Raw genomic sequence first — 26,258 nt, 5'->3', positions numbered from 1 at the left:
ATGATTTTTCGTTAAAATAGTACTAACTAAAAGAAAGGACGCTTAATAATGAAAAACATTAAACAACGTTCCTGGATGAGATGGTTGGTATTCTTAGCAGGACTTGAAATTATTGCAATATCAATCAATCTTTTTTATGGACCAATTAATATTGCAGCTGGTGGCTCAACGGGTATTTCTATTCTAGTCGATGCAGTCTGGGGAATTAATCGATCAATTACAGTGTTTGTAGTGAATGGCTTGATGCTGATTTTGGCGGCAATCTTTTTAGGCAAAAAGACTACCCAAAATATTGCATTAGGTAGTTTGCTCTTACCAGTTTTGATGGAAGTTACGCCTAGCTTTAAAGCAGTGAATAATGACCTACTAGCCGTAATTTATGGTGGTGCATTAATGGGACTTGGAGTTTCGCTACTTTATCGCGTTAATGCCTCAAGTGGTGGGACAACAATTCCGCCGATGATTCTGAAGAAATATTTTTATTTAAATCCTGCAACTACACTTTTATGCATTGATATGGTAATTATTTTCTTGAACATTTTTGTCGATGGTTGGAATGCTTTCTTCTTAGCAGCATTTTCTCAAGTGGTAACTGCCATTACGATGCGCTACGCGGAGACCGGTTTTGATAAAAAGTATCAAGTCAGAATTATGAGTAATTCAGATTTAAACCGAATTCAAGATATGCTTAAAGAAGATTATCAAGGCCTGACGATTTATGATGTTATAGGTGGATATAGCGACGAAAGCAAGCGTCAATTATTAATCGTAGTTGATCCACGTGAATATGGGCCACTTATTTCTAAAGTACATGAGATCGATCAGGATGCGTTTATCATTACCGAAAATGTTGCAAAAGTGCATGGCGGTCAATGGCGAATGTAAAAAAATAATTGATCTTAGTCTAAAAGCGTTGTATGATATAAGAGTTGTATTTGTGGAGACCTCCACATCTGCAACCGCACGGCTTGAGGTTAGAAGTCTTCTTATGTAAGAAGCACCCCAGTTCGGCGAGTCTAAGTATTTTTTTCGGAGGTGTACAAATGTACGCAATTATTAAGACCGGTGGTAAGCAATACAAAGTTGCAGAAGGCGATAGCGTATTTGTAGAAAAGCTTGATGCTGAAGAAGGTAGCTCAGTAACTTTTGACGAAGTTATCCTTGTTGCTAATGGCGATGACGTTAAGGTTGGTACTCCATTAGTAGATGGTGCTAAGGTAACTGCTAAAGTTGAAAAGCAAGGCAAGGAAAAGAAAGTTGTAACTTTCAAGTACAAGCCTAAGAAGCACTCACACAGCAAGTATGGTCACCGTCAACCTTACACTAAGGTTACAGTTGAAAAGATTGAAGCTTAATTCAGAGGTGAAATGAATATGAACATTTTAGGTATGAAATTATACGCTCACCACAAGGGTGGTGGTTCTACTGCCAACGGTCGTAACTCAGCTGGTCGTCGTTTAGGCGCCAAGGCTGGTGACGGTCAAACTATCCACGCAGGTACTATTATTTACCGTCAACGTGGTACTAAGATTCACCCAGGCAAGAACGTAGGTCAAGGTGGAGACGACACTTTATTTGCACTTGTTAACGGCGTTGTTAAATTTGAACGTCTTGGCAAGTACAAGAAGCAAGTTTCTGTATACCCAGCTGAAGAAGCTAAGTAATTCAGAGATTAACATGAAAAGGCGAGTAGCATAAGCCACCCGTCTTTTTTTATGGCTTTTTCCGCCCAGAAACATGTATAATTAAACCAATATCATACAAAAAGAGGGTCTCTGAGATGGAAAATAGGCAAGAATTATTATCCTTAATTAACCAGCGAATTGAGCATGTAACTGATTTAATTAAAGAAGCAAATGCAGATGCATTGATTATTTTTAATCAAGCTAATTATCGATATCTAACCAATTTTACAGGGGAAGAAGCACAATTAATTTTGACTGCTAGTGGCGAACGAGTACTTTTATCAGATTCTCGTTTTGCTGGACAGATTAAAGCACAAGCACCTGGCGAAATGGATGTTGTAATGAAACATTCTAGTGATTATGAAGAACTTACTAAGGCCTTGAAAAAAATGGACGTCAAGAGGGTCTTAGTTGAAGGTGAATTCGTTTCAGCGAGTGAATATGAAAAACTTAAGCAACTAAATCCAGAACTTGAATTTGTGATGGTTGAAGAATTGGTTGAACGAGTACGTAATATTAAAGATGATCTTGAAATTGCAGCATTGCGCAAAGCAATTGATATTTCAATGGAAAGCTTTAAAGGTATTTTGCCGATGATTAAGCCTGGCGTTAAAGAACGTGCAATTGGTGCTAAATTGGACTACCTATTTAAAGTTAATGGCGGCGATGGCCCTGATTTTGATACAATTGTAGCTTCCGGTGTGCGTTCGGCTTGGGCTCATGGCGTTGCTAGTGACAAAGAATTATCCGAAGGCGATATGATTGTCATTGACTTTGGTAGTTTTTATCACGGTTATGCGGCAGATATTACTAGAACTGTTTCATTAGGTGAAGTTGATGCTGAAATGCATAAAATCTATGATATTGTACATGAAGCACAACGCCGTGGCATTGCCGCGGCAGTTGCAGGTAATACTGGATATGATGTTGATAAAGCAGCACGTGATTATATTACAGAACAAGGTTACGGTCAGTATTTTGGACACGGTATCGGTCACGGCATTGGTCTTGAAATTCACGAATTGTGTCAACCAGCTTTACCTTTTAGAACTACTAAATTGGTCAATAATATGGTTCATACTGTAGAACCAGGAATCTACTTGCCAGACAAGGGCGGTGTTAGAATCGAAGACGATATTTTGGTCCATGATCAAATGCCTGAAACTTTATCCACTTTGCCAAAGGATGAATTGATTTCCCTATAATAGCTATTTAATTTATCGTATTTATGGTAAAAACGCTTCAAGATTGGTAAGATAATAATTGTAGAAATGAGGGACTTAATATGACAATGATTTCAGTAAACGAATTCAAGAATGGCTTGACTATTCAATACAACAACGATTTATGGCGCATTGTTGAATTCCAACACGTAAAACCAGGTAAGGGTAGTGCCTTTGTACGTTCAAAGCTTAAGAGTTTGAGAACTGGTGCTGTACAAGAATATACTTTCCGTTCAACTGCTAAGGTTGAAACTGCAGACATTCAAACTAAGTCAATGCAATACTTGTACAATGATGGCTCAAGTTATGTATTCATGGATACTTCTACTTACGATCAATTAGCAATTCCAAATGAACAAATTGGCGATGAAGCTAATTACTTATTGGAAAACATGATTGTTAACGTAGTTATGCACGAAGGTGAAACTTTAGGTATCCAATTGCCTAACACGGTTGATTTGAAGGTTGCTAAGACTGAACCTAACATCAAGGGTGATACTTCATCAGGTGGTGGTAAGCCAGCTACTATGGAAACTGGTTTAGTAGTTAACGTACCATTCTTCATTAACGAAGGTGACGTTTTAACTATTAACACTGCTGATGGTACTTACGTATCACGTGCAAATAAGTAGTTTATTTGAGGTAACAAAATGGCAGATAGTTCAAAAATTCTTTTAAGTGGTGAAGAAAACAGCGAGCAAATTAAAATTGATCCAAGTGTTCTAGAAGTTATTTTGGGTATTGCTGCAGAAAAAGTTGATGGTGTTGCCGGAATGCGCGGCAGTTTGAAATCAGGCTTAAACTGGGTTTTCGGTCGTGAAGATCATGGTAAGGGCGTAAATATTAGTGTTGATGACGATAATAAGCTAATTGCTGATATTTATGTTTATCTTGAAAGCGGCGTTAACGTTCCTAAGGTTGCAATGACGTTGCAAAAGAAGTTGAAGGCACAATTATTGCAAATGACTGATCTTGAGCTGAAGGCAATCAACGTTCATGTTGTCGGTTTAGTTTTCCCAGAAGATGAAAATACTGACCAGACTACATCAGAGCTGTTTCCGGAGGACGAAGAAGAAAAATAATGAACCAACACGAAAGTCGAAAAGTTGCTATGCAAGCCGTTTATTTGGCTAATCAGGAGCCAGATTTAACTGCCGAAGAAGTTGAAGCAAAAGTCGTTGCAACGCTTAATTTAAAACAGCTTTCTGCCTATTCTAAGAAGTTAATCGAAGGCGTACTAGAAGATCGCAAAAATTTACAGTCTGAACTAACTAGTCATTTGAAAAAGGGCTGGCGTCTTGAACGTGTAAGTCAAACTGTGGTAGCTATCATGGAAGTCGCTTTGTTTGAAATCAATCATAGTGATGAGATTGATGCTAAGGCAGCAGTTAACGAAGCTTTAAATTTATGTGACGAATTTGCTGAGCCTAAAGAGAAACCATTTATTAATGGGATGTTAGCAAACTTTGTTAAATAGCGATGAATAGCCGGCAGTTTTGCCGGTTATTTTTTTATAAAGGAGAACGGGCTTTATGGGAAAGATTCTTGATGGTAAAGCATTTGCAAATGAATTAGGGCAAAATCTTAAAGAAAAAGTTAAGAAATTAAAAGAAGAGGGAATAACGCCACATTTTTGCGTAATAAATATTGGGGATGATCCTGCTAGCAAGATTTATGTTCGAACAAAAAAGCGGCGGGCTGAAAAGATGGGAATTATCCAGGATATTTATCAAATGCCCGCTGATACTAAACAGGAAGAAGTTTTAGCATTAATTGATAAGCTAAATGCTGATCCTGAGATTAACGGCTTGATGGTACAGTTGCCAGCACCTGAACAGATTGATGCAGATGCCTTGTTAAAAAGGATTGACCCTAATAAGGATGTCGACGCCTTAACGCCTGCGAATATTGGTCAACTTTGGATGGAAAATCACTTTGTTGAACCGGCTACTGCAGAAGGCATTATTGCTTTATTGAAACATTATCAAATTACGCTGGCTGGTAAGAGAGTTGTAGTTATTGGTCGAAGCAATATCGTAGGCAAACCAGTAGCGGCATTAATGTTAGAGGAAAATGCTACTGTTACTGTTTGCCATTTGTATACTAAAAATCTGGCTGAAATTACACGACAAGCCGATATAGTAGTTTCAGCAACAGGACAAGCATTTTTGGTAACTGCAGATATGGTTAAAGATGGGGCAGTGGTCGTTGATGTGGGCATGAATCATGTTAATGGCAAATTAGTCGGAGACGTTGACTTTGATAATGTTAAAGAAAAAGCCAGCTATATTACTCCGGTTCCTGGCGGTGTAGGTCCTCTTACAGTACAATTCTTAATGGAAGCAGTTGTTAAATTGACTAGGAGACAAAATGGCCGAGAATAAATATTTAACGGTTACTGATTTAAATTATTATATTACGCAAAAATTTAAGAATGATCCTTACCTGCATAAGGTCTTCTTACAAGGTGAATTGTCCAACTTCCGTTATCGGCGTAATTCGCACCAGTATTTTTCACTAAAAGATGAAAAATCTAAAATTAATGTGGTGATGTTCCGTTCCTTCTTTGATAAGGTGAAATTTAAACCAGAAGAAGGAATGAAGGTTTATGTGGTTGGGTATGTCAGCGTGTATGGCCCACAAGGATCATATCAGTTCTATGCTGAACAAATGGAACCGGCAGGATTAGGTGCCTTATATGAGCAATTGAAGCAGTTGCAGGCCAAATTAGCCAAAGAAGGTCTGTTTGATCCAGAGCATAAGAAGAAGTTGCCTCATTTTCCTGATCGAATTGCAGTAGTTACTAGTGCTTCTGGGGCAGTTATTCACGATATTATGGTTACAGCTAATCGACGTTTCCCGCATGCTGAGATTGATTTGTATCCTGCGCAAGTCCAGGGTGATACTGCAGCGGATTCATTAGTGAGAGCAATGCGCCAGATTGCCGCTCAAGGCGACAAGTATGATGTCATGATCATCGGTCGTGGTGGTGGCTCACTAGAAGATTTGTGGCCATTCAATGAAGAAGAGGTTGTGCGGCAAGTTTACGCAATGCAGATGCCAGTAATTTCTTCAGTTGGTCATGAGACGGATACTACCTTGTGTGATTTGGTGGCCGATGCGCGTGCAGCAACACCAACTGCTGCAGCAGAATATGCTACGCCTAATACATTGGACGAAATTGCGCATATTAAGCAATTAACCAGCCAGTTGGTAGCTAGCATGCAAAATATTATTCGTTCGAAACGTGAGCGCTTAAGTCGGGTGCAGAATTCTGTCATCCTGCGCGAGCCGACTAGACTGTATGATCAGCAGATTCAACAAGTTGATCAATTAAAACAAAGGCTGCAAAATAGTATGCAAAATCGGTTGACCCATTCTGTCCAAGGTTATCAACTGTTGAAGCAGCGTTTGTTTAGCGTTAGTCCAGATAAGAGAATCGGCCAGATGCAGCAACAAGAGCATTTTTTACAGCAACGACTGATTGATAATATGCAGCACTATTTGAAAAATAAACGCAATAGTTTTACCCAAGTAATGCAGCAGTTGGATGACTATAGCCCTTTGAAGACGCTAGAGCGAGGTTTTGTTTATTCAACTGATGAACAAGGGAAAACCATTAGTTCTGTGAAACAAGTTCAAAAGGATGATCATTTGCGATTGCATTTTAAAGATGGACAAGTTGACGCAGTGGTTACAAAGGTAAAGGAAGAACAAAATGGCAGTGAAGAAAAATAATTTTGAAGAACAATTAACTAATTTGGAACAAATCGTGCAAAATTTGGAAAACGGAAATGTTCCGTTGGAAGATGCCCTAAAAGAATTTCAGGAGGGCGTAAAGATTAGCCGTGATTTAGAAAAGAAGCTCAACAGTGCTGAAGAAACTGTGGCTAAGTTGATTGATAGTGACGGCACAGAACACAAATTAGATCCAAATAACGCATCAGCACCAGAGGAATAAATATGACAGCATTTACTTATTTTAAAGATGAATGGACCCCAGTAATTGATGATTATCTGGCTAAGCATTTGGCTAGTGAGGTTGAAGATCAAAAGATCAGTCAGATTATGGCCTACTCAGTGATGGCTGGCGGCAAGCGCTTGCGTCCGTTATTGTTTTTAGCTACGTTAAATGCTTTAGGCAGAAAGATTGAAGAACCTGAAATTATGATTGCCTGCGGGATTGAACTGATTCACACTTATTCCTTGATTCATGATGACCTGCCTGCCATGGATAACGATGACTATCGGCGCGGTAAGCTGACTAGCCACAAAAAATGGGGCGAGGCTGAGGCAATTTTAGCTGGGGATGCGCTCTTGCCGATGGGAATTCAATGGATTGCGGAAGGCAGTAAGTCGGCGAAATTGGTAGATTTAATTACCAAAGCAGTTGGCCCTAATGGGATGGTTGGCGGTCAATATTTGGATATTGATTCAACTAACAATGCTAGTGTTGCGGGTGATGCCAAGTTTATCAATAAGATGGAATGGCTGAAGACCGGTTGCTTAATTCAGGCTAGCGTTGAGATGGCTGCAGTTTATGCAGGAGCTAGTGATATTGAACAGGTAAAATTAGTCGATTTTGCCAAAATTTTTGGTCGTTCATACCAAATCTATGACGACTTGGTTGATGTCGTTGAAACTAGTGCAGAAGCTGGTAAGGCAACCCACAAAGATCAAGCTGAAGGTAAAAACAATACTTTGACTTTATTGGGAATTGACCAAAGCCGCAAAGAATTAACTGATTTGATCAAGCAGGCACAAGATGATTTGCATGGGCTCAAAGGCGAAGTACTTGCTGGCTTCTTAGATCTTTATCAAAAGGTGTTATAAATGGCAAAACAAAGAGCAGATATTTTATTAGCAGAACAAGGAATTTTTCATTCTCGTTCAGCTGCCCAAAGAGCGATTATGGCGGGGCTGGTTTCTGATCACAATCATCAACGAATTGATAAGAGCGGGACTAAGTTTCCTGAAGGGGAAAAGTTTTACGTGAAAGATGATGGTAAGAAATATGTTTCGCGTGGCGGCTTTAAACTGGAAAAAGCTCTTAAGGTCTTTGACATTGATTTAACAAATAAAATTTGTTTAGATATTGGTGCATCAACTGGCGGTTTTACTGATGTTGCTTTACAAAACGGTGCTCAGATGGTCTATGCCTTGGATGTTGGCTACAACCAGTTAGCTTGGCAATTGCGGGACGACCCGCGTGTAGTGGTGATGGAAAAGCAGAATTTCCGCTATTCGAAGCCGGAAGATTTTGATCAAGGACTGCCAGATTTTGCAATGACCGATGTGTCCTTTATCTCGTTAGATTTGATCATGGCACCGATGTATGCAATTTTGAAGAATCAATGTGATGCCGTTTGTTTGATTAAACCACAATTTGAAGCTGGCCCTGAGAATGTCGGTAAACACGGTATTGTTCATGATCATGAAGTGCACAAGGCGGTAATCGAGCACACCATGCAAAAGGCATTGGAGATCGGCTTCAATGTTTTAGGCGTTGATTATTCACCCATTAAAGGTGGCAAAGGCAATATTGAATTTTTGATTCATTTACAAAAAGACGAAGCAAATGGTGGCCGCAACTTATGGCAAGGGAGCCCAGCTGAAGTGGTTGAGCGCGCCGTAAGTGGTCTATAGGAGTGAAGCTATGCTAGTTGAGCTGGATATCAAAAACTTTGCAATTATAAAAAGCTTAAAAGTTCGTTTTCAAGAAAAAATGACGGTGATCATCGGTGAAACTGGTGCGGGTAAGTCAATTATTATTGATGCGGTTTCACTATTAATGGGTGGTCGTGGTCAAAAAGAAATGATTCGTTCAGGTGAGCCCAAGTCAATTATTACCGGCTTGTTTGAATTGGATAATCAAAAAGAGAAAATTGCGGAATTATGTGATCAATATGGATTGCCCCATGATGATGATCAATTAGTAATTAGTCGTGAATTAGCAGTAAAAGGCAGAAATGTAGTTCGCATTAATGGTCAACTAACTACAATTAATGTTTTACGCGAAATAGGTAACTATTTAGTCGATATTCACGGCCAGCATGATCAGCAAATTTTGATGGATCAGGACCGGCAGATTGACCTAGTTGATAATTATGCCCCTGCTTCTTTTAAGGCAGATTTAGCCACTTATCAAACTGATTATGCTCAATGGCAAAAGCTAACCAGTCAATTGCGGCACCTGCGTCAAGATGCCCAAGAATTAGCTCAGAAGCAAGATATTCTGCAGTTTCAGAATAATGAATTGGAAGCAGCCGACCTTGAGGATCCACAAGAAGATGAGAAACTTGAGGAAGAATATAACGAACTAAATAATTATCAAAAAATTGCGGATACGGCGAATTACTTCATGCAATTGTATGATGACGATGAGCATGGAATTGCGACTTTATTGGGGGATGCCCAGAATGCTGCAACTGATTTAACTGAATTTGGTTCAAAATTTAAGGATTTTGCTAAGACAGTTGATGATGGAGTTTATGCTTTAAATGATGCCCGTAGTGAATTGTCTAACTTGATGGATGCGATGGACTTCGATGAGGAACGTTTCCAATATGTAACTAATCGGTTAGATACTCTAAATTCATTGAAGAAAAAATATGGTCCGACCTTGGCTGATGTGTTTGCTTTTTATGAGAAAGTACAAAAAGAACTCAGTCAGTTTGAGACTGGTGGTCTTGATGAAGAAAAGCTGCAGGCAGAGGTAGCCAAGATTGAAGAAAAATTGACTAAAGAAGCCCGTAGCTTGCACTTGATTCGCGAGAAAGTTGCCCATTCACTAGAAGAGCAAATCAAGCAAGAACTGGCTGATCTCTACATGGAAAAAGCTCGCTTTTCTATTAATTTTGATGAAACAAAGACATTTACCGATAAGGGAACTGATGCGATTGTTTTCTTAATTGCACCTAATCCAGGTGAAGATTTAATGCCATTAGTTAAAATTGTTTCTGGTGGTGAACAATCAAGATTGATCTTAGCTTTGAAGGCAATCTTCAGCCGAGTTGAACCAGTGGGTACCATGATTTTTGACGAAATTGATACGGGAGTTTCTGGCCGAGTATCGGCTGCTATCGGGAAAAAGATGCACTCAATCGGTCGCAACAAGCAGGTAATTGCAATTACGCACTCACCACAAGTGGCTGCCGCGGGTGATCAACGCTACTTGGTAGCTAAGCAAGTAAAAGATGGTTCAACCTTTACTCAAATAGGCCCACTTAGCAAGGAAGAAACCATTACAGCGATTGCACAGATGATGGCTGGACAAGATGTAACCGATGCAGCAAAGAAGAATGCTGCAGATTTGATTAAGAGTATTAAAGATGACTAGTATTAGTAAATTTTGGCGTGATTTTTGTGTAGAACATCAAGTAAGTCCTACAGCATTAGAAGGTGCTTTTGCTTTTGGAGCTAATAGCCGGGATGCAGATATTCTTAGTGATTTGGTCAAAAGTGGAATTAAGACGGCAACGACTAGCCTGTATTCTGCGCAAGAAGATGTACCGGTTGTAGGGATGTACGCAATTGTTTTAAATGGACGAAATGAACCAGTTTGTGTGATTCAAAATAAGACTGTTGAGATTATGCCATTTAAAAATGTCTCAGCTGAGCATGCCTATTTAGAAGGCGAGGGCGATCGCTCATATGAATCTTGGCGTAAAGTACACGAGAAATTTTTTGCGCGCGAATGTCAAGAACTGGGACGAGAGTTCACAGATGAAACTGAAGTAGTGTGTGAGACATTCGAGAAAATAATTTAGTAAAGGAGCAGACGATTTTGTCTGTTTTTTTGTATGCAAAGAGAAAACTTGAAAAAGAAACAATTTTAGTGCAAACTAGATATATTACAAGTTAAGAGGAGTTCAGCATGGCAGATAAAGGTTTATTACTTGTGCTTTCTGGTCCTTCCGGCGTTGGTAAAGGAACTGTTAAAAGCGCGATTGTTGAAAACAAAGTCTTTCCATTTGAATATTCAGTTTCAATGACTACGCGTCAACCGCGACCAGGTGAGGTTAATGGCCAAGATTATTTTTTTGTTAGTGAAGATCGCTTTCAAGAGGCTATTAAAAATGGTGAGTTGTTAGAATATAATAAATATGTCGGTCACTATTATGGTACACCTCTTGCACCAGTGAAGAAGATGCTTCATGATGGCAAAGATGTTTTACTTGAGATTGATGTTAATGGGGCACAAAAAGTACGTGAAAAGATGCCCGATGGCGTGTTTATCTTTTTAACCCCACCAGATCTACATACGTTACATTTGCGTTTGGAACACCGTGGCACCGAGTCAGAAGATGTAATTCGTGGTCGAATTAAGCAAGCGCGCAATGAAATTTTGGAGATGGAAGACTATGATTATGCAGTAGTTAATGATACAGTAGCTAATGCAGTTGATCATATTAAAGCGATCGTCGATGCAGAACATGTCAGTGTTAAACGTGTAATTGATGACTATCGTAAGATGGTCAAGGAGGATTAATTATTATGAGAATTACTTACCCATCAATTGATAAATTATTGTCACGTGTTGATTCACGCTATTCATTATCTGTTCTTGCCGCTAAGAGAGCACATGAACTTGAAGCTGGTGATCCACCAACTTTGGAACATTTTAAGTGTGATAAGGCTGTTGGTAAGGCACTTGAAGAAATTGCTGCTGGTAAAGTTACTGTTGACCCAGCTCATGCCGAGGTTAACCTCGAAGATTAATTTATTGACCTTCATCCTTTGGGGTGAAGGTCTTTTTTACAGGTGATTAAATGATTGCTCAGGTTATTGTTGATGTAGCTGCACGGCAAACAGACCGTATTTTTGAATATCATATTCCAACAGAATTAGAAAAGGATATTGCGATTGGATCAAGAGTAGTTGTTCCATTTGGTCCTCGTAAAGTGCAAGGTTTTGTGGTGGGGATCACTGATCAAAGTGAATTTAAAGGTAAACTTAAGGATTTGCTAGTTGTGGTAGATGAGATGCCACCGCTTACGCCAGAGTTGGTAAAGTTATCTGCTGATTTAGCAAAAAATATTTTTTCTTACCGAATTAAAATTTTACAAGCGATGCTACCTTGGGTAATGCGAGCAAATTATCGCAAATTGCTAGTGCCAGCTAATGATAGAGCTGCCAAAATGCCGCTGTTTCAGGGTGATCCAATTGATTTAAATAAAATTACGGATCTGGCAGAGATTAAGCAATTCCGCAAATTATTGCAAGATGATCAAGCAAAGATTGAGTATGTGGTAGAAAATCGAGCCAAGAAGAAAAAAGAAAATCAATATGAACTAGCATTAAAAAAAGAGGAATATCCCAAAATTTACAATACTTTACGTCAAAATGCGGTAAAGCAAAAAAAGTTATTGATGGATATCATTGATAATGCAGCGGATTATCCCAAAAGCCAAAGCCAGCTAGAAAAACAGCTTGGATTGACGGCGGCGAGTTTGAATTCTGCGATTACCAAAGGTTGGTTGAATAAAAAAAGTGTTGAGGTTTATCGCGATCCGTTATCCGGATTTGATGACGGAGAACATAAAACAGCGGTTACCTTAAATGGTGAGCAGCAAGGTGCTTTGAACCAGATCACCCAAGCAATTGAACAGCGCCAGGCTGAGACTTTTTTGTTGGAAGGGATTACTGGTAGCGGGAAGACTGAAGTGTATTTACACGCTATTAGCAAGGCTCTTAAACAGGGGCGAAATGCATTAATGCTGGTGCCAGAAATTTCCTTGACGCCGCAAATGGTTCGTCAGGTTAAGGCACGTTTTGGTCAAGAGGTAGCCGTTTTACATAGTGCCCTATCTGAGGGAGAAAAATATGATGAGTGGCGCCGAATTCGTCGTGGCGAGACTAAGGTGGTCGTTGGTGCTCGGAGTGCAGTTTTTGCTCCACTAGATAATATTGGTTTAATCGTGATCGATGAGGAACATGAGTCTTCATATAAGCAAGAAACCGATCCACGTTATAATGCACGTGATGTGGCTATTTGGCGTAGTAAATTTCATAATTGTCCGTTGGTTTTAGGAAGTGCAACACCATCGTTGGGTAGCCGTGCACGCGCCCAAAAAAATGTCTATCATCTTTTACGGTTAACTGAAAGGGCTAATCAAAAGAAATTGCCTAAAGTTAATTTGATTGATCTAAAGCACGTGCAGTTTGCTGGTGGTCAATTTGATTTATCTGTTGAGCTAGTAGATGCAATAAAAAAGCGTTTGACAAAAAAAGAGCAGGTTATTTTAATGCTCAATCGACGTGGTTTTGCTAATTTTATGCTTTGCCGTGAATGTGGTTTTGTATTAAAATGTCCTAACTGTGATGTTTCTTTAAATTTGCATAAGGATACTAACAGTATGCAATGTCACTATTGTGGTCATACTGAGCCAGTGCCCACACGTTGTCCTAATTGCCAAAGCTCGCAAATTCGTTTTTTAGGTGCAGGTACACAGAAGGTACAAGAAGAATTAGAAGAGCTTCTGCCTGGTGCACGAATCTTGCGGATGGACGTTGATACAACTAGAAGAAAGGGTAGCTATAAGAAAATTCTAGATGCCTTTGGTGCTCATGAAGCTGATATTTTGTTAGGTACGCAAATGATTGCTAAAGGATTAGATTTCCCTAATGTAACTTTAGTTGGAGTAATCAATGCCGATACAGGATTATGGCTTTCTGACTATAATGCTTCTGAAAAGACTTTTGAATTATTAACTCAAGTAGCTGGCCGTGCAGGTCGTGCTGATAAGGAAGGAGAAGTCTTAATTCAAACTTATAATCCAGAGCATTATGCTATTCAACTAGCTCAAACTCAGGACTACGAACGATTTTATGGCTATGAGATGAATATGCGGCATGCTGGTAACTATCCACCATATTTTTATACCGTGCTGATTTCCATTGCTGCTAAAAAAGAACAGAATGCAGCTCGTGAGGCTTTTAGGATTAAGAGGTATTTGAATGAGCACTTGCATGAGCCAACGATTATTTTGGGACCAACGCCAAGTGCAATTTCTCGTGTAAAAAATCAATATTATTATCAAATACTGGTAAAATATAAAAAAGAACCAAATTTAAATGAATTATTACACCATGTTCAAGATTCCGCACAGGAAGCTAAGAAATATGGTTTAAGTATTTTTATTGATAATGAACCAGAGAGAATTATGTAAGGGGATGCTTTAATGACATCAATAATATTTATGGGAACACCGGAATTTTCAGTTCCAGTACTTGAAGGGTTAATTGATGAAGGCTATGAGATTAAAGCCGTGGTCACTCAACCTGATAAAAAGGTAGGACGTAAGCAGAAAATTACTAAGTCACCAGCCAAGATCGCAGCAGAAAAGCATGATTTGCCAATCTTTCAACCGGTTAAGTTGTCTGGATCAGACGAAATGCAGAAATTAATTGATATGCATGCAGATTTGATTGTAACTGCAGCATATGGGCAATTTTTACCAACTAAGTTTTTGAATTCGGTTAAAATTGCGGCAGTTAATGTTCACGGCTCACTTTTGCCTAAATACCGTGGCGGTGCACCAATTCAATATTCACTAATTAACGGTGATAAAGAAACTGGAATTACCATTATGGAAATGGTTAAGAAGATGGATGCTGGTGATATTTATGCTCAAGAAGCAATTAAGATTGAGCCTGATGATAACGCTGGCACTTTATTTAGTAAATTATCAATTGTTGGGCGGGACTTATTGCTTAAGACTTTACCAGCAATTATTGATGGCTCAATTAAAAAGGTTCCACAGGATCCAGAAAAGGTCGTCTTTTCACCTAACATCACTAAAGAACAAGAAAAGCTTAATGTTGATATGACAGCAGAAGAGGCCAACGATATGATTCGTGCTTTGAATCCAGATCCTGGTGCTTATTTGATGATTGAAGGCAAACGTTTCAAGATCTGGAAGGCAGAAATTGCATCTGATTCATCAAGTTTAAATGCCGGCTCTGTTGTTGCTAACAAAGGACGTTTTGCCATTAGTTTTGCTGATAATTCAGTACTTAACTTACTTGAAGTTCAACCAAGTGGCAAAAAGAGAATGGACATCAAGAGCTTTTTAAATGGTCAAGGTAGTAAGTTTGTCCCAGGTGAAGAAATTGTCGATCGATAAGAGTGCACGTGCAGTCAGCTTAGAGACATTGATCAAGGTCTTAGATCAAGGCTCCTATTCTAATATTAGTTTGAATAACAGCTTAAAGCACTCTAACTTGTCAATTGCAGACCAAAATTTAGCTACTAATATTGTTTATGGCACGATTCAGTATCGATTGTTTTTAGAATATCAGTTAAAAGGCTTAGTTAGGACAAAACTGACCGAAAAATATATTAAGCCATTATTGTTAATGTCACTTTACCAGTTGATTTTTTTGGATAAAGTGCCTGATCGTGCTGTACTTGATGAGGCTAATAAACTTGCTAAGCAATATGGCAAGCGACATTCAGCTGGCTTTCGGTTGGTAAATGGGATTTTGCGTTCGTTTACTAGGCGCGGGGTGATTTTACCAGCTGAAAATAATCCAGTTAAATATTTAAGTGTCAAAGAAAGCGTACCTGAATGGTTAGTTCAATATTTAATTGATAACTGGGGCCTAGACAAAGCAAAATCAGTTTTAAACAGTATTAATGAGCCAGCTAAAAACAGTGTACGTATTTCAAAGTTGGCAGATAAAGAGCAAGTTTTTGCCCAGTTAGAGCGGGATAACTATCAACCACAATGGTCTAAGTTATCAAGCGATGATGTGATTTTGAGTCACGGTGGCATTAGCGAAAGTGATTTGTTTGAAGAAGGCAAGTTAACAATTCAAGATGAGGCTGCCAGTTTAGTTGTAGAGGCTTTTGACTTTGAACAAGATGAGCATGTGCTTGATGCTTGTTCTGCTCCCGGTGGGAAAACCGTGCAAATTGCCGAAAGCATTGTTAATGGTGATGTGACTGCCTTAGATATTCATGATAAAAAATTACGTTTAGTACGAGATAATGCCCAGAGAATGCACGTTGCAAATAAGGTAAAGACTAAGGCATGTGATGCACGTAAGGCTACAGAGATTTTTGCGGCGGGTGAATTTACCAAAATTTTAGTCGATGCCCCTTGTTCTGGGCTTGGATTATTGCGTCGTAAGCCTGAAATTCGCTATACTAAGAGACAACGGGACTTACAAAATTTACAAAAAATTCAATTGGCAATCTTAACTGCAGTAAGTTCACTCTTAAAAAAGAATGGCGAGTTGGTTTATTCAACTTGCTCAATTTCAATGGAAGAAAATGAAGAGGTAGTTAAGAAGTTTTTGCAAGCACATCCTGACTTTGAACTAGTTCCATTTAAGTTAACTAAACTTGAATCAAAGACAGGGATGTTGAAAATAATGCCTGATCTAGATGGCAATGATGGATTTTTCATTGCTAAATTTAAGTTACGAGGTTAGATTTTTGATTGAAACAGCATACGCTTCGAGTATTGGTAAGGTACGGAAAAGCAATCAAGATTTTGTAAAAGTTTTTAAAAATCAAAAGGGAATTGTCTTAGCAATTGTCTGTGATGGTATGGGCGGCCATCAAGGTGGTGACGTTGCTTCAACAATGGCAGTCACCCATTTAGGACATAATTTTAGTATGACTGACTTTGCAGATGCTAATCTTGCTCATAAATGGCTTGATGTGCAATTAAATTCTGAAAATGAAACAATTTTAAAGACTGCTGATAAGTTTCCTGACTTAAATGGAATGGGGACAACGATTGTATTGGCGTTTGCATTTGATAAAAATGCCTTAATTGCTCATTTAGGTGATTCTCGGGCTTATAGTTATTCTGAAGGTAAATTTGTCCAATTAACTGAAGATCATTCTTTGGTTAACGAATTAGTTAAGATGGGTCAGATTACTAAAGAACAAGCTAAACACCATCCCCAGAAAAATATTATTACGCAAGCATTAGGCGTCTCAAGTACGATTGATCCTGAATTTGATGAGATCAAGATGGGGGGAAACGACATTATTTTGCTCTGTACTGATGGCCTAACCAATTCACTTAGCGATCCACAAATCCAACAAATTTTGGCAACTAAGGAGCTTAGCTTAAGAGAACGTTGTAATAAATTGATTAGTGAGGCCAATCGATTAGGTGGTGGTGATAATATTACTGTCTGCCTAATTTGGAACAAGGAGGACGAGAGCAGTGATCGATAAAGGTTATCTGCTTGGGGAACGTTACCGCATCATCGATACCTTAGGTGAAGGCGGAATGGCCAATGTCTATCTAGCGGAAGATATTATCCTGCAACGTAAGGTGGCAGTTAAAATTTTACGCCTTGATTTGCAGAATGAACCGCAAACCCAAGCTCGTTTTCAAAGAGAGGCATTAGCTACAAGTGAATTAAGTCATCCTAATATTGTTTCTGTACTTGATGTAGGTACCGATCATGGTTTGCCATACATGGTAATGGAGTATGTTGATGGTCCTAATCTAAAAGAATATATTCAAAAAAATTCACCTTTGGATTTAAATGAAATTATTCGAATTATGGATCAGATATTGAGTGCAGTTGCATTAGCTCATAAGCACAATGTTATTCATCGTGATCTAAAACCACAGAATATTTTGATGGATAAGCGCGGCAATATTAAAATAGCTGATTTCGGAATTGCCGTTGCTTTGAATCAAAGCTCGATTACACAAACTAATTCAGTAATGGGTTCAGTTCATTATATGTCTCCTGAGCAAACGCGTGGCGGAATGGTTACTAAACAATCTGACATCTATTCCTTGGGAATAATTTTATATGAATTGATCACAGGAACTGTTCCGTTTAACGGTGATACACCAGTGGCAATTGCACTGAAGCATGCGCAAGAACCAATTCCTTCAATTCGCAAGAAAGATTCAAGTGTACCACAAGCGCTGGAAAATGTTGTTTTAAAGGCAACCGCGAAAGATCCACGAGATAGATATGCTACAGCTCAGGAAATGAAAGCAGATTTGGATAGTAGCTTGGATCCTGAACGGGCAGATGAACCGGTTTTTGTACCATATCATGGTAATAACGATGATAAAACAATTGTATTGCCTGGATTTAAGCCACAAAAGGAAGAAAAAGAAGTGGTGGAGCCAGCAAAAACCGAATCAGTAGAATCAAGCAAGCCAGTAAAGAAAAAGACTTTTTTACAGAATGTCAAAAGTCACAAATGGTGGTGGCTGATCTCAATTATTGCCGCGGGTTTAATCATTTTTATGATGATTTTCGCTTTAAGTGGTACTGGAAATAAACGACAGGATGTTAATATTCCTGATGTAACTAATATTGCAGAAAAAGCAGCTGAGAGTAAACTTGAAGCAGCAGGCTTACAGGTTGGAAAAATTATTAGGCGACAATCAGATGATATAAAAAAAGGCAGGGTTATTGCGACAAAACCAACTGCAGGCAATAGTCTAGAACGGGGAAAGAGCGTTGATTTAATTGTTTCCAGCGGTTCTAGCATGGTTAAAGTTCCTGATATGGTTGGGAAGAACTATGCCGAAGCGGCAGAAAAATTAGAAAATATGGGCTTTGATGTAGTTAGAGAGGACCAATATTCTAATAAAGTTGACGAAAATCAAGTTATTTCTCAAAGCATTGCTGCAGGTGTAGAGGTTAAGCCGACCCAGACTACAATTACGTTGATAGTTTCACGTGGCAAGCAGGCTAGATCACATTCAAATATGGTTACCTTGAAAGACTTAAGTAATTATTCTTTGAAGAGTGCTCAAGACTATGCCAAAGAACATGGCCTGACTTTACAAATCAATCAAGAATATTCTGATGATGTTGAGAAGGGCTTAATAATTTCGATGGAGCCAGGTCCGGGTACTAAGGTTGAGCGTGGTTCAACTGTTACCATCAAGGTCTCGAAAGGTCCAAAGGAAGACAAGGAAACTACTGTAACTAAGACCTTTACCGTTGACTATGTTGGTGATGATCTTTCTAAGAGTGAGAAGCCTGATAATGATAAAGGAAGCAATAACTCTGAGTCAGAATCCGTTAATGGCAAGGGTGATCATGTCCAGATCTATATTAAGGATGATGATCATTCCTTGAACAATATTTATCGTGACTTGTATATTAAGCATGATATGAGTTTCTCGATTCCATTTAACATTAGAGAAGGTAGTGGACAATTAAAGGTTGTTCGCAATGGCGATACAGTTTTGAATGAAAAGGTGACTAAATAAATGAAACTAGCGCAAGGAACCGTCGTTGGTTTGATTGCTGGTTATTATGATGTAGAAACCGCTGCGGGTATCGTGAGAACGCGTGCTCGCGGCGTTTTTCGTCAAAAAAAGCAAAAACCGGCAGTTGGCGATCATGTGGAAATTCAGATAGATGATAAAGGAATGAGCTATCTGGTGAAAATTTTGCCGCGGATTAATCGAATTGGGCGACCAGCAGTTGCTAATGTAAGTCATGTTTTGTTAGTAATTTCTGCAGTAGAACCGGATTTTTCTGTAGAGCTGTTAGATCGTTTTTTGACTTTCTTTTCTTGGCAAAAAGTTGGTGTAACAATTTACTTGTCTAAAGCAGATTTGCTATCAGAAGCAAAGTTAAACACAATCAAGCAAGCTTTAGTATATTATCAAAAAATAGGTTATCCTGTTTTCACCGATTATCATGAAATGCAAATTCAGATTCCTAAAATGATCGAAAAAAATCAAATTTGGACTTTAGCAGGACAGTCAGGTGCTGGTAAGTCAACTTTGCTTAACCATTTAAAAAAAGATGCTAATCAAGCGACTGGTGCGATATCAACTAGCTTGAATCGTGGGAAACATACTACTAGAAAGGTCGAACTTTTTAAGTTAGGCGCGGGCTTTTTAGCAGATACGCCAGGTTTTTCGTCAATTGATTTGACACCAATCAAGTTGAATGAGTTATGTAATTACTTTGTTGAGTTTAAAAAGGCAAGTATTCACTGTAAGTTCCGCGGATGTCAGCATTTGCAGGAGCCAGGCTGTGAAGTAAAGAAGTTACTTGAAGCCGGAGAAATTCTGGCAAGTAGATATGAAGATTATTTGGCTATGCGGACTGAGATTAGTGAAGGTCGCATACCGGAATATTTAAAATAGAGGTAATAGCTGATGATGATTGCACCCTCAATTTTGAACGCAAATAATATTGATCTTAAAAATGATATTGAAAATGCAGTCCAGGCTGGAATTAGCCGTTTTCATATTGATATTATGGATGGACATTTTGTGCCTAATTTATCTTTTGGACCGCAACTAATCAAAGATTTCAAGCGTGAATTTCCGATGACAGATGCTGAAATTCACTTAATGAGTGATGCCCCAGATAAGTTGGTACCAGCTTTTGTTAGTGCAGGAGCAGATTTGGTCGAACTACACTATGAAGCAATGGACAAGCCTAAGTTATATTATTGGTTCGATTATTTAGCTTCTAATGGCGTTGATGCTGCTTTGGCAATTAGTCCAGATACACCAGTTGAAGTGGTTGAACCGTATTTGCCATTACTGAAACAAGTATTAGTAATGACGGTCAAGCCGGGATTTGGTGGACAGAGTTTTCTTCCTGAATCAGTTAGTCGAATTAAGTCAGTTAGAGAGATTGTCGGCTCTGATTTTGATATTGAGGTCGACGGCGGTATTAATGATCAGACTATTAAATTAGCTGAAAATGCTGGCGCTAATATATTTGTTGTTGGTTCATACTTGTATGAAAATGGTGATGTTGGCAGTCAAGTACATAAATTAGAAAAGATTATTAAGTAATGAAAGCATATGCATTGTTGGGCGGTCCAACTGAATTGTGGCCTGAAGATATTGAAGAAAAGCTGGCTCAAGCTGATTTAGTTATTGGGGTTGATCGTGGTGCCTTGTTTTTAGAAGAACTGGGAATAATCCCTGATGTGGCAGTAGGTGACTTTGATTCTTTACACGAAAATGACTTAAGCCAAATAGAAAGTAATGTTCAAGACATTCGTTATTCTAATCCTGTCAAGGATTGGACTGATTCTGAGCTAATGTTGCAGATTGCTTTTGAAGATTATCATGTGGATGAATTAGTGATTTTTGGTGCTACAGGTGGAAGATTGGATCATTTTTTGATCAATCTATTAGTGTTGCTAAATCCTGAAATGAGATTATATGCGAAAAAAGTAACGTTGATTGACCAACAAAATCTAATTTGCTTTTTTAATGCAGGCACGCATGTTGTTGAAAAAAGAAAAAATTACTCTTATATTGGTTTTGCAGCTTTAACAGCAATCGAAGATTTTAATATTATTGGTGCAAGATATGAGTTGAAGCACTATTCTGGAAACTATCCTCGTGTTTTTTCATCAAATGAATTTTTGCCTAATAGTAATGAATTCAGGATTAGCTTGCAAAATGGTATGATTGCAGCAATTTATTCTAAAGATATTAATCGTTTTCATGATTTATAGGTTAAAATAGAACTATAGAAAAGAAACAAGGGAATTCAAATGAAATATATTGACTTTGAAAAAGATATTGCTGGTTTCGAAAACGGTCGCTACGAAGCAAGACTTGACCGTGCAAAATAAAATGTAGAAGACTACATGCATAAGAACCACGTTCACATTTTTGATAAAAAGAAGAAGGAAGTAGCTACTATCCAATGGCTTAGTTAGAAATGTAACTTATCAAGATTTGGGCTTGCCAACTAAGTTGGGTGAAATGATTACTGAGTATGCATACACGCCAATTGATGAAAGAATGGCCGACGAAATTCCTGATGACGATAAGCATCACAATATTATGAAGTAAAGTAAAACGGTAAGAAGACAAAATAAAATGGTCTTCTTACCGTTTTTTATATAAATCATTAAAATAAGTAAAAAAATAAGCTTGCAAGATCAGTGATCTAACAAGCTCTTGGTCTATTAGGCACGAGTAACTTTACCAGACTTTAAAGCCTTGGTTGAAACCCATACGCGCTTTGGCTTACCGTCAACAAGAATGCGAACTTTTTGAAGGTTTGGCTTCCAAGCACGACGAGTTGAGTTCAATGAGTGTGAACGTTTGTTACCGAATGTAGTCTTCTTACCTGTTACGTAATCTTTTGCCATTTGCTAAACCTCCTTTATTTGTGATGTCATACTTAATTAGATTATCATATGTTTTCGCGCAATTCAATACTAAAAGGATTTTTTCAGGTGTATTTTAATTATTGATTATGTCGTTACTATGATAAAATAATAAACGTATATATAGATAATAAGACGGAGGACGAAACATGGCTGTTAAGATCAAGACAAAAGATGGTTTGATTGATATTTCAAACGGTGTAATCGCAACTGTTGTTGGTGGCGCAGCTACGTCTAACTATGGCGTTGTAGGTATGGCATCAAAGAATGCCATTCGCGATGGATTTGACGGGATTCTTAATCGTGCCAATTATAAGCGCGGTGTTGTTGTCAAGTCAGAAGATAACGAAATTACGGTTGATGTGTACATTATTGTTGGTTATGGTTTGAAGATTTCTGAAGTAAGTAAGAATGTTCAAGATAGTGTTAAGTTCAATTTGAAGAATCAGTTAGGAATAGACACTAAGGCCGTTAATGTCATTGTACAAAGCGTTAAGGTACTTGACGAATAACACAAGCGGAGGTTTTAAATAGTGGTTTTAAATGAGATAGATAGTAAGCAATTTAGAGATATGGTACGTGTTGCCACTCATCGAATTGGTAAAAATGCGGAGTTTGTTAACTCTTTGAATGTTTTCCCAGTTCCTGATGGTGATACTGGTACTAATATGAACTTAACCATTGAAAGTGGTGCTAAGGCTGTTTCGGAAAATCCAAGTACTAGTGTTAGTGATTTAACTGAAAGCTTGGCTAAAGGTATGCTAATGGGTGCCCGTGGTAACAGTGGGGTTATCACTTCACAATTATTCCGTGGCTTTTACAAGGCTACCCAAGGGATGAAGACCTTAACTGCACAGGAATTAGCAAATGCTTTTTCAAATGGTGTTGCTACTGCTTATAAGGCTGTAATGAAGCCAGTTGAAGGTACTATTCTTACTGTAGCTCGTGTTGCTGCACAAGCCGGTGCTACTAAGGCCAATGACACCGACGATGTAACTGAAGTAATGAAAGCTGTAGTTGAAGGTGCTAAGAAGGCTCTTAAGTCAACTCCAGATTTATTGCCTGTTTTGAAGCAAGTTGGTGTAGTTGACTCAGGTGGTCAAGGCCTTTTGTTTATCTATGAAGGCTTTTTGGAAGGCTTAATGGGTGAAAACTTTGCAGATCAATATCAACCTGACGAAAATGAAATGGATGAAATGATCAATGCAATGCACCACCAATCTTCAGTTCAAAGCCAATTGGCTACTCAAGATATTAAAAATGGTTACTGTACTGAAATCATGGTTGATCTTGATGCCGATGTGCCAAATAAAAAGAAGTTTGATTTGGAAGAATTTAGAAAGCACTTGTCTGGCTTGGGCGATTCATTATTAGCTGTTTCTGATGGTGAAATTGCTAAGGTTCACGTTCATACTGAACACCCTGGTGATGTTTTCCAATACGGTAGTCAGTTTGGTCAATTAGGCAAGATCAAGATTGATAACATGAGAATCCAACACGAAAGCATCGTTGACCAAGATGAAGAACAACAAGAAGCAGTTGATTTTGCAGTGATCGCAGTTGCTTCAGGTAACGGTATTCGTAAGTTGTTTGAAAGTGAAGGTGTTAACCGGATTATCTCGGGTGGGCAAACGATGAACCCATCAACTCAAGACTTTATTGATGCAATCAAGAAGTCTGGTGCGAAGAAAGCTATTGTCTTGCCAAACAACGGTAATATTGTTATGGCTGCTAAGCAGGCTGCTGAAGTTAGTGATATTCCTGTTGGTATTGTACCAACTAAGACTATTTCTCAGGGTTTAACCGCAATGCTTTCATTCAATCCAGATGCATCTGTTGATGAAAATGTGGAAGCTATGACAGAGGACTTAGATACGGTTGTTTCAGGTGAAGTTACTCAAGCTACCCGTGATACTGAAATCGATGAAGTAGAAATTCATAAGAATGACTACTTGGGAATTGTTGATGGCAAGATTAAGGTTGACAATGCTGATTTAATTAAGACTACTGTTGATATGATTGAAAAGATGCTGGATGAAGATTCAGAAATTATCACAATTATGTTTGGCCGTGATGCTAGTGAAGAGCAAGCACAAGAAGTAGTTGAACAACTTGAAGCCAAACATGATGATCTTGAATTTGAAATTCATGATGGTGGTCAACCTGTATATCACTTCTTAGTATCAGTTGAATAACAATGATTGATAATGCATTATTTGCTCCTGTCACAGACTTAAAGGGTGTAGGGACAAAGACTGCAGCTGCACTAGGAAGCTTAGGCATTTATAGTATTTATGACCTGCTCTTTTACTTTCCTTTTCGTTATGACGAATTACAAACGTTGCCGCTTGATCAAATCATGGATGGTCAAAAAGTAATGCTGAAGGGAATAGTAGCTACTGAAGCATTTGTTAGTCGGTTTGGCTATAAGAAATCTCGCTTAAGTTTCAAGATGAGAATTGACCATGATGTGATCATGGTCAATTTTTTTAATCAGCCGTGGTTAAAAAATAAAATTGAGATCGGACAAGAAGTAGCTATTTATGGTAAATACAATGTTGCTCGGCAAAGTTTGTCAGCCTTTAAATTTGTAGCAGCAAAAGAAAACGATAGTGGTATGGCGCCAATCTATCCGGTTAATAGACATGTTAAACAAAAGAAACTAGTTGATCTAATTAATTTAGCCATTGATGATTTTATTGATCAAGTACAGGACATTGTCCCAGAAAAGCTACGACAAGAATATCGTTTATTCAATGATCAAATGATTATTGAAAAGATGCATCACCCCAAGAATAGTCATGAGGCTGAACTAGCTAAGAGAAGTGCAATTTTTCGTGAGTTTTTTATTTTTGAATTACAATTAGCTTTATTGACCCGTAATGATGGTAAACAAATGGGTTATGCAAAGAAATACGATCTGACAGAAATTGCTCAATTAACTAAATCTCTGCCATTTGAATTATCAGATGATCAAAAGCATGTGGTTAATGAAATCTTTGTTGATATGCATTCTGATGGTCAAATGCGGCGACTTTTGCAGGGTGATGTTGGTTCTGGAAAAACTGTTGTAGCCGTTTATGCGATTTTTGCAGCCATTACAGCTGGCTATCAGGCGGCTTTGATGGTGCCAACAGAAATTCTGGCAACTCAGCATTTCAAAAAAATCGATGAATTGTTGCGTCCTTTAGGTGTGCGAGTAGCTCTTTTAACAGGCAATACAAAAACACTGGAGCGGCGTGAGATCTACCGTGAATTAACTGATGGCACGATTAATGTGGTAATTGGCACTCATGCTTTAATTCAAGATAGTGTTATCTTTAAAAAATTAGGTCTAGTCATTATTGATGAGCAGCACCGTTTTGGTGTAGGACAACGACAAGCTTTGATTAATAAAGGCGATCAACCAGATATTTTGGCAATGACTGCTACGCCAATCCCGCGGACGCTGGCTTTGACAGTTTATGGTGATATGACAGTCTCTGAAATACATCATTTACCAGTCGGAAGAAAGCCAATTATTTCCACATGGAAAACAAGTAGTCAAATGAAGGAAGTCTATCGACAAATGCAAGAGCAGCTAAATCAAGGCTTTCAGATTTACGCTGTGACACCATTGATTACCGAGTCAGAGACGTTAGACTTAAAAAATGCAGAAGAATTGCATGAAAAATTAAGCCATGATTTTCCTAATCACAAGGTAGTCCTGCTTCATGGTCAAATGCCAGGTGCACAAAAAGATGAAATAATGGCTGCATTTGCAGCTGGTGAGATTAATATTTTAGTGACTACTAGTGTGATTGAAGTTGGGGTCGATGTAGCCAATGCGAATATGATGGTAATTTACAATGCTGATCGTTTTGGCTTAAGTCAATTGCACCAACTGCGTGGTCGAATTGGTCGAGGACAAACACAAAGTTATTGTGTCTTTCTAGCTGATCCTAAGACCGATTCAGGTAAAGCAAGAATGAAAATTATTGCGTCGACCAATGACGGCTTCAAATTAGCTGAAGAAGATTTAAAGATGCGCGGTGAAGGTGATTTGTTTGGTAAGGCTCAGTCAGGATTGCCAGAATTTCGTGTGGGTGATGTAGTAAATAACTACAATACATTGGTCGTTGCGCAAAAAGAAGCACGAGCTTTGGTTGCGGCTGATCCTGATTTATCAGATCCAGGACATAAGGCACTTAAGCAAGTGCTAGAATATAAGCAATTAGAGCAAAACAGAATTTAGAAAAG

Annotated in this window: 28 protein-coding genes, 1 pseudogene and 1 other annotated feature; of the genes and pseudogenes, 28 read left to right on the top strand and 1 reads right to left on the bottom strand. The window is 38.5% G+C overall.

Annotated elements, in window-relative coordinates:
* Positions 1-48 precede the first annotated feature (48 nt).
* The 25 genes and pseudogenes from CP363_RS04305 (at position 49) to CP363_RS11180 (ending at position 21,699) form a co-directional block, all read left to right on the top strand.
* Positions 49-885 (top strand): YitT family protein, encoded by an 837-nt coding sequence (locus tag CP363_RS04305; protein ID WP_023488793.1) that lies wholly within the window; start codon positions 49-51, stop codon positions 883-885.
* 62 nt (positions 886-947) lie between these two features.
* Positions 948-1,028: a sequence feature (ribosomal protein L21 leader region), on the top strand.
* 15 nt (positions 1,029-1,043) lie between these two features.
* On the top strand, positions 1,044-1,355 hold the full coding sequence (rplU, locus tag CP363_RS04300; protein ID WP_003627604.1) for a 50S ribosomal protein L21: 312 nt from the start codon (positions 1,044-1,046) through the stop codon (positions 1,353-1,355).
* Positions 1,356-1,373: 18 nt separating this feature from the next.
* Entirely contained in the window at positions 1,374-1,664 is a 291-nt protein-coding gene (gene rpmA, locus CP363_RS04295) for a 50S ribosomal protein L27 (RefSeq protein WP_005721978.1), read from the top strand.
* A gap of 116 nt (positions 1,665-1,780) precedes the next feature.
* A complete protein-coding gene (locus tag CP363_RS04290) occupies positions 1,781-2,890 on the top strand; it encodes a Xaa-Pro peptidase family protein (RefSeq protein WP_098035880.1) in 1,110 nt (369 codons plus the stop codon).
* An 80-nt stretch (positions 2,891-2,970) separates the two neighbouring features.
* A complete protein-coding gene (gene efp / locus CP363_RS04285) occupies positions 2,971-3,540 on the top strand; it encodes an elongation factor P (RefSeq protein WP_005719407.1) in 570 nt (189 codons plus the stop codon).
* A gap of 18 nt (positions 3,541-3,558) precedes the next feature.
* Positions 3,559-3,990: an Asp23/Gls24 family envelope stress response protein gene (locus tag CP363_RS04280; RefSeq protein WP_005719405.1), complete on the top strand. Its 432-nt coding sequence runs from the start codon at positions 3,559-3,561 to the stop codon at positions 3,988-3,990.
* Complete coding sequence (gene nusB, locus CP363_RS04275) at positions 3,990-4,385, top strand: transcription antitermination factor NusB (RefSeq protein ID WP_005719403.1); 396 nt, start codon at positions 3,990-3,992, stop codon at positions 4,383-4,385. The genes CP363_RS04280 and nusB overlap by 1 nt, the downstream gene beginning before the upstream one ends.
* A 55-nt stretch (positions 4,386-4,440) precedes the next feature.
* A complete protein-coding gene (locus CP363_RS04270) occupies positions 4,441-5,292 on the top strand; it encodes a bifunctional methylenetetrahydrofolate dehydrogenase/methenyltetrahydrofolate cyclohydrolase (protein WP_005723155.1) in 852 nt (283 codons plus the stop codon).
* The gene (gene xseA, locus CP363_RS04265; RefSeq protein WP_060461967.1) at positions 5,279-6,646 is read left to right on the top strand and encodes an exodeoxyribonuclease VII large subunit; all 1,368 of its coding nucleotides are present in this window, start codon (positions 5,279-5,281) and stop codon (positions 6,644-6,646) included. Before CP363_RS04270 ends, xseA begins: the two co-directional genes overlap by 14 nt.
* Positions 6,627-6,869: an exodeoxyribonuclease VII small subunit gene (locus CP363_RS04260; protein WP_005723152.1), complete on the top strand. Its 243-nt coding sequence runs from the start codon at positions 6,627-6,629 to the stop codon at positions 6,867-6,869. The genes xseA and CP363_RS04260 overlap by 20 nt, the downstream gene beginning before the upstream one ends.
* Positions 6,870-6,871: 2 nt before the next feature.
* The gene (locus CP363_RS04255) at positions 6,872-7,741 is read left to right on the top strand and encodes a polyprenyl synthetase family protein (protein WP_098035879.1); all 870 of its coding nucleotides are present in this window, start codon (positions 6,872-6,874) and stop codon (positions 7,739-7,741) included.
* Positions 7,742-8,554: a TlyA family RNA methyltransferase gene (locus tag CP363_RS04250; RefSeq protein WP_005723149.1), complete on the top strand. Its 813-nt coding sequence runs from the start codon at positions 7,742-7,744 to the stop codon at positions 8,552-8,554. It abuts the gene before it with no gap.
* 10 nt (positions 8,555-8,564) lie between these two features.
* Positions 8,565-10,247, top strand: a complete 1,683-nt coding sequence (gene recN / locus CP363_RS04245; RefSeq protein ID WP_098035878.1) for a DNA repair protein RecN — start codon at positions 8,565-8,567, stop codon at positions 10,245-10,247.
* Positions 10,240-10,677, top strand: coding sequence for an ASCH domain-containing protein (locus CP363_RS04240; protein ID WP_005719391.1), 438 nt, complete (start codon positions 10,240-10,242; stop codon positions 10,675-10,677). Before recN ends, CP363_RS04240 begins: the two co-directional genes overlap by 8 nt.
* A gap of 107 nt (positions 10,678-10,784) precedes the next feature.
* The gene (gene gmk / locus CP363_RS04235; RefSeq protein WP_005719389.1) at positions 10,785-11,399 is read left to right on the top strand and encodes a guanylate kinase; all 615 of its coding nucleotides are present in this window, start codon (positions 10,785-10,787) and stop codon (positions 11,397-11,399) included.
* A 5-nt stretch (positions 11,400-11,404) separates the two neighbouring features.
* Complete coding sequence (gene rpoZ / locus CP363_RS04230) at positions 11,405-11,629, top strand: DNA-directed RNA polymerase subunit omega (RefSeq protein WP_003547927.1); 225 nt, start codon at positions 11,405-11,407, stop codon at positions 11,627-11,629.
* Between the two features lie 50 nt (positions 11,630-11,679).
* Positions 11,680-14,079 (top strand): primosomal protein N', encoded by a 2,400-nt coding sequence (gene priA, locus CP363_RS04225; protein WP_098035877.1) that lies wholly within the window; start codon positions 11,680-11,682, stop codon positions 14,077-14,079.
* A 12-nt stretch (positions 14,080-14,091) separates the two neighbouring features.
* Positions 14,092-15,036, top strand: coding sequence for a methionyl-tRNA formyltransferase (gene fmt / locus CP363_RS04220; protein ID WP_060461964.1), 945 nt, complete (start codon positions 14,092-14,094; stop codon positions 15,034-15,036).
* Positions 14,987-16,348: a 16S rRNA (cytosine(967)-C(5))-methyltransferase RsmB gene (gene rsmB, locus CP363_RS04215; RefSeq protein WP_089147615.1), complete on the top strand. Its 1,362-nt coding sequence runs from the start codon at positions 14,987-14,989 to the stop codon at positions 16,346-16,348. Before fmt ends, rsmB begins: the two co-directional genes overlap by 50 nt.
* Before the next feature lie 4 nt (positions 16,349-16,352).
* Positions 16,353-17,108 carry a Stp1/IreP family PP2C-type Ser/Thr phosphatase gene (locus CP363_RS04210; RefSeq protein WP_005719381.1) on the top strand — a complete coding sequence of 252 codons (756 nt, stop codon included), beginning with the start codon at positions 16,353-16,355 and terminating at the stop codon, positions 17,106-17,108.
* The gene (gene pknB / locus CP363_RS04205) at positions 17,098-19,128 is read left to right on the top strand and encodes a Stk1 family PASTA domain-containing Ser/Thr kinase (protein WP_013086533.1); all 2,031 of its coding nucleotides are present in this window, start codon (positions 17,098-17,100) and stop codon (positions 19,126-19,128) included. The genes CP363_RS04210 and pknB overlap by 11 nt, the downstream gene beginning before the upstream one ends.
* Positions 19,129-20,019 carry a ribosome small subunit-dependent GTPase A gene (gene rsgA, locus CP363_RS04200; protein ID WP_098035876.1) on the top strand — a complete coding sequence of 297 codons (891 nt, stop codon included), beginning with the start codon at positions 19,129-19,131 and terminating at the stop codon, positions 20,017-20,019.
* Between the two features lie 12 nt (positions 20,020-20,031).
* Positions 20,032-20,682 carry a ribulose-phosphate 3-epimerase gene (rpe, locus tag CP363_RS04195; protein WP_005719376.1) on the top strand — a complete coding sequence of 217 codons (651 nt, stop codon included), beginning with the start codon at positions 20,032-20,034 and terminating at the stop codon, positions 20,680-20,682.
* On the top strand, positions 20,682-21,356 hold the full coding sequence (locus CP363_RS04190) for a thiamine diphosphokinase (protein WP_065989486.1): 675 nt from the start codon (positions 20,682-20,684) through the stop codon (positions 21,354-21,356). The genes rpe and CP363_RS04190 overlap by 1 nt, the downstream gene beginning before the upstream one ends.
* Positions 21,357-21,395: 39 nt before the next feature.
* Positions 21,396-21,699: pseudogene (locus CP363_RS11180) on the top strand (hypothetical protein).
* A gap of 116 nt (positions 21,700-21,815) precedes the next feature.
* On the opposite strand, the gene rpmB reads toward CP363_RS11180, so the two are convergent.
* Positions 21,816-22,001, bottom strand: coding sequence for a 50S ribosomal protein L28 (gene rpmB / locus CP363_RS04180; protein ID WP_005719372.1), 186 nt, complete (start codon positions 21,999-22,001; stop codon positions 21,816-21,818).
* 167 nt (positions 22,002-22,168) lie between these two features.
* Between rpmB and CP363_RS04175 the strand changes: the two genes are divergently transcribed.
* Genes CP363_RS04175 through recG form a run of 3 tightly spaced genes read left to right on the top strand, consistent with a single transcriptional unit; the run spans position 22,169 to position 26,253 of the window.
* On the top strand, positions 22,169-22,531 hold the full coding sequence (locus CP363_RS04175; protein WP_005719370.1) for an Asp23/Gls24 family envelope stress response protein: 363 nt from the start codon (positions 22,169-22,171) through the stop codon (positions 22,529-22,531).
* A 21-nt stretch (positions 22,532-22,552) separates the two neighbouring features.
* Complete coding sequence (locus CP363_RS04170; protein WP_005719368.1) at positions 22,553-24,214, top strand: DAK2 domain-containing protein; 1,662 nt, start codon at positions 22,553-22,555, stop codon at positions 24,212-24,214.
* A gap of 2 nt (positions 24,215-24,216) precedes the next feature.
* Positions 24,217-26,253 carry an ATP-dependent DNA helicase RecG gene (gene recG, locus CP363_RS04165; RefSeq protein WP_089142891.1) on the top strand — a complete coding sequence of 679 codons (2,037 nt, stop codon included), beginning with the start codon at positions 24,217-24,219 and terminating at the stop codon, positions 26,251-26,253.
* Positions 26,254-26,258 lie beyond the last annotated feature (5 nt).

This window comes from Lactobacillus sp. UMNPBX12, from assembly GCF_002553955.1.
GTDB lineage: Bacteria > Bacillota > Bacilli > Lactobacillales > Lactobacillaceae > Lactobacillus > Lactobacillus crispatus.
Note: the sequence above shows the minus strand (reverse complement) of the source record. Positions and strands in the feature narration are given on the sequence as shown.

Coding starts and splice junctions, on each gene's coding strand:
- fmt (WP_060461964.1), top strand. CDS start 14,092: ATGACATCAATAATATTTATGGGAACACCGGAATTTTCAGTTCCAGTA.
- rpoZ (WP_003547927.1), top strand. CDS start 11,405: ATGAGAATTACTTACCCATCAATTGATAAATTATTGTCACGTGTTGAT.
- rsgA (WP_098035876.1), top strand. CDS start 19,129: ATGAAACTAGCGCAAGGAACCGTCGTTGGTTTGATTGCTGGTTATTAT.
- recG (WP_089142891.1), top strand. CDS start 24,217: ATGATTGATAATGCATTATTTGCTCCTGTCACAGACTTAAAGGGTGTA.
- CP363_RS04290 (WP_098035880.1), top strand. CDS start 1,781: ATGGAAAATAGGCAAGAATTATTATCCTTAATTAACCAGCGAATTGAG.
- CP363_RS04280 (WP_005719405.1), top strand. CDS start 3,559: ATGGCAGATAGTTCAAAAATTCTTTTAAGTGGTGAAGAAAACAGCGAG.
- recN (WP_098035878.1), top strand. CDS start 8,565: ATGCTAGTTGAGCTGGATATCAAAAACTTTGCAATTATAAAAAGCTTA.
- efp (WP_005719407.1), top strand. CDS start 2,971: ATGACAATGATTTCAGTAAACGAATTCAAGAATGGCTTGACTATTCAA.
- rpmA (WP_005721978.1), top strand. CDS start 1,374: ATGAACATTTTAGGTATGAAATTATACGCTCACCACAAGGGTGGTGGT.
- CP363_RS04175 (WP_005719370.1), top strand. CDS start 22,169: ATGGCTGTTAAGATCAAGACAAAAGATGGTTTGATTGATATTTCAAAC.
- CP363_RS04190 (WP_065989486.1), top strand. CDS start 20,682: ATGAAAGCATATGCATTGTTGGGCGGTCCAACTGAATTGTGGCCTGAA.
- CP363_RS04270 (WP_005723155.1), top strand. CDS start 4,441: ATGGGAAAGATTCTTGATGGTAAAGCATTTGCAAATGAATTAGGGCAA.
- CP363_RS04250 (WP_005723149.1), top strand. CDS start 7,742: ATGGCAAAACAAAGAGCAGATATTTTATTAGCAGAACAAGGAATTTTT.
- CP363_RS04255 (WP_098035879.1), top strand. CDS start 6,872: ATGACAGCATTTACTTATTTTAAAGATGAATGGACCCCAGTAATTGAT.
- rpe (WP_005719376.1), top strand. CDS start 20,032: ATGATGATTGCACCCTCAATTTTGAACGCAAATAATATTGATCTTAAA.
- rsmB (WP_089147615.1), top strand. CDS start 14,987: ATGGTCAAGGTAGTAAGTTTGTCCCAGGTGAAGAAATTGTCGATCGAT.
- nusB (WP_005719403.1), top strand. CDS start 3,990: ATGAACCAACACGAAAGTCGAAAAGTTGCTATGCAAGCCGTTTATTTG.
- xseA (WP_060461967.1), top strand. CDS start 5,279: ATGGCCGAGAATAAATATTTAACGGTTACTGATTTAAATTATTATATT.
- CP363_RS04240 (WP_005719391.1), top strand. CDS start 10,240: ATGACTAGTATTAGTAAATTTTGGCGTGATTTTTGTGTAGAACATCAA.
- priA (WP_098035877.1), top strand. CDS start 11,680: ATGATTGCTCAGGTTATTGTTGATGTAGCTGCACGGCAAACAGACCGT.
- rpmB (WP_005719372.1), bottom strand. CDS start 22,001: ATGGCAAAAGATTACGTAACAGGTAAGAAGACTACATTCGGTAACAAA.
- CP363_RS04260 (WP_005723152.1), top strand. CDS start 6,627: ATGGCAGTGAAGAAAAATAATTTTGAAGAACAATTAACTAATTTGGAA.
- rplU (WP_003627604.1), top strand. CDS start 1,044: ATGTACGCAATTATTAAGACCGGTGGTAAGCAATACAAAGTTGCAGAA.
- gmk (WP_005719389.1), top strand. CDS start 10,785: ATGGCAGATAAAGGTTTATTACTTGTGCTTTCTGGTCCTTCCGGCGTT.
- CP363_RS04305 (WP_023488793.1), top strand. CDS start 49: ATGAAAAACATTAAACAACGTTCCTGGATGAGATGGTTGGTATTCTTA.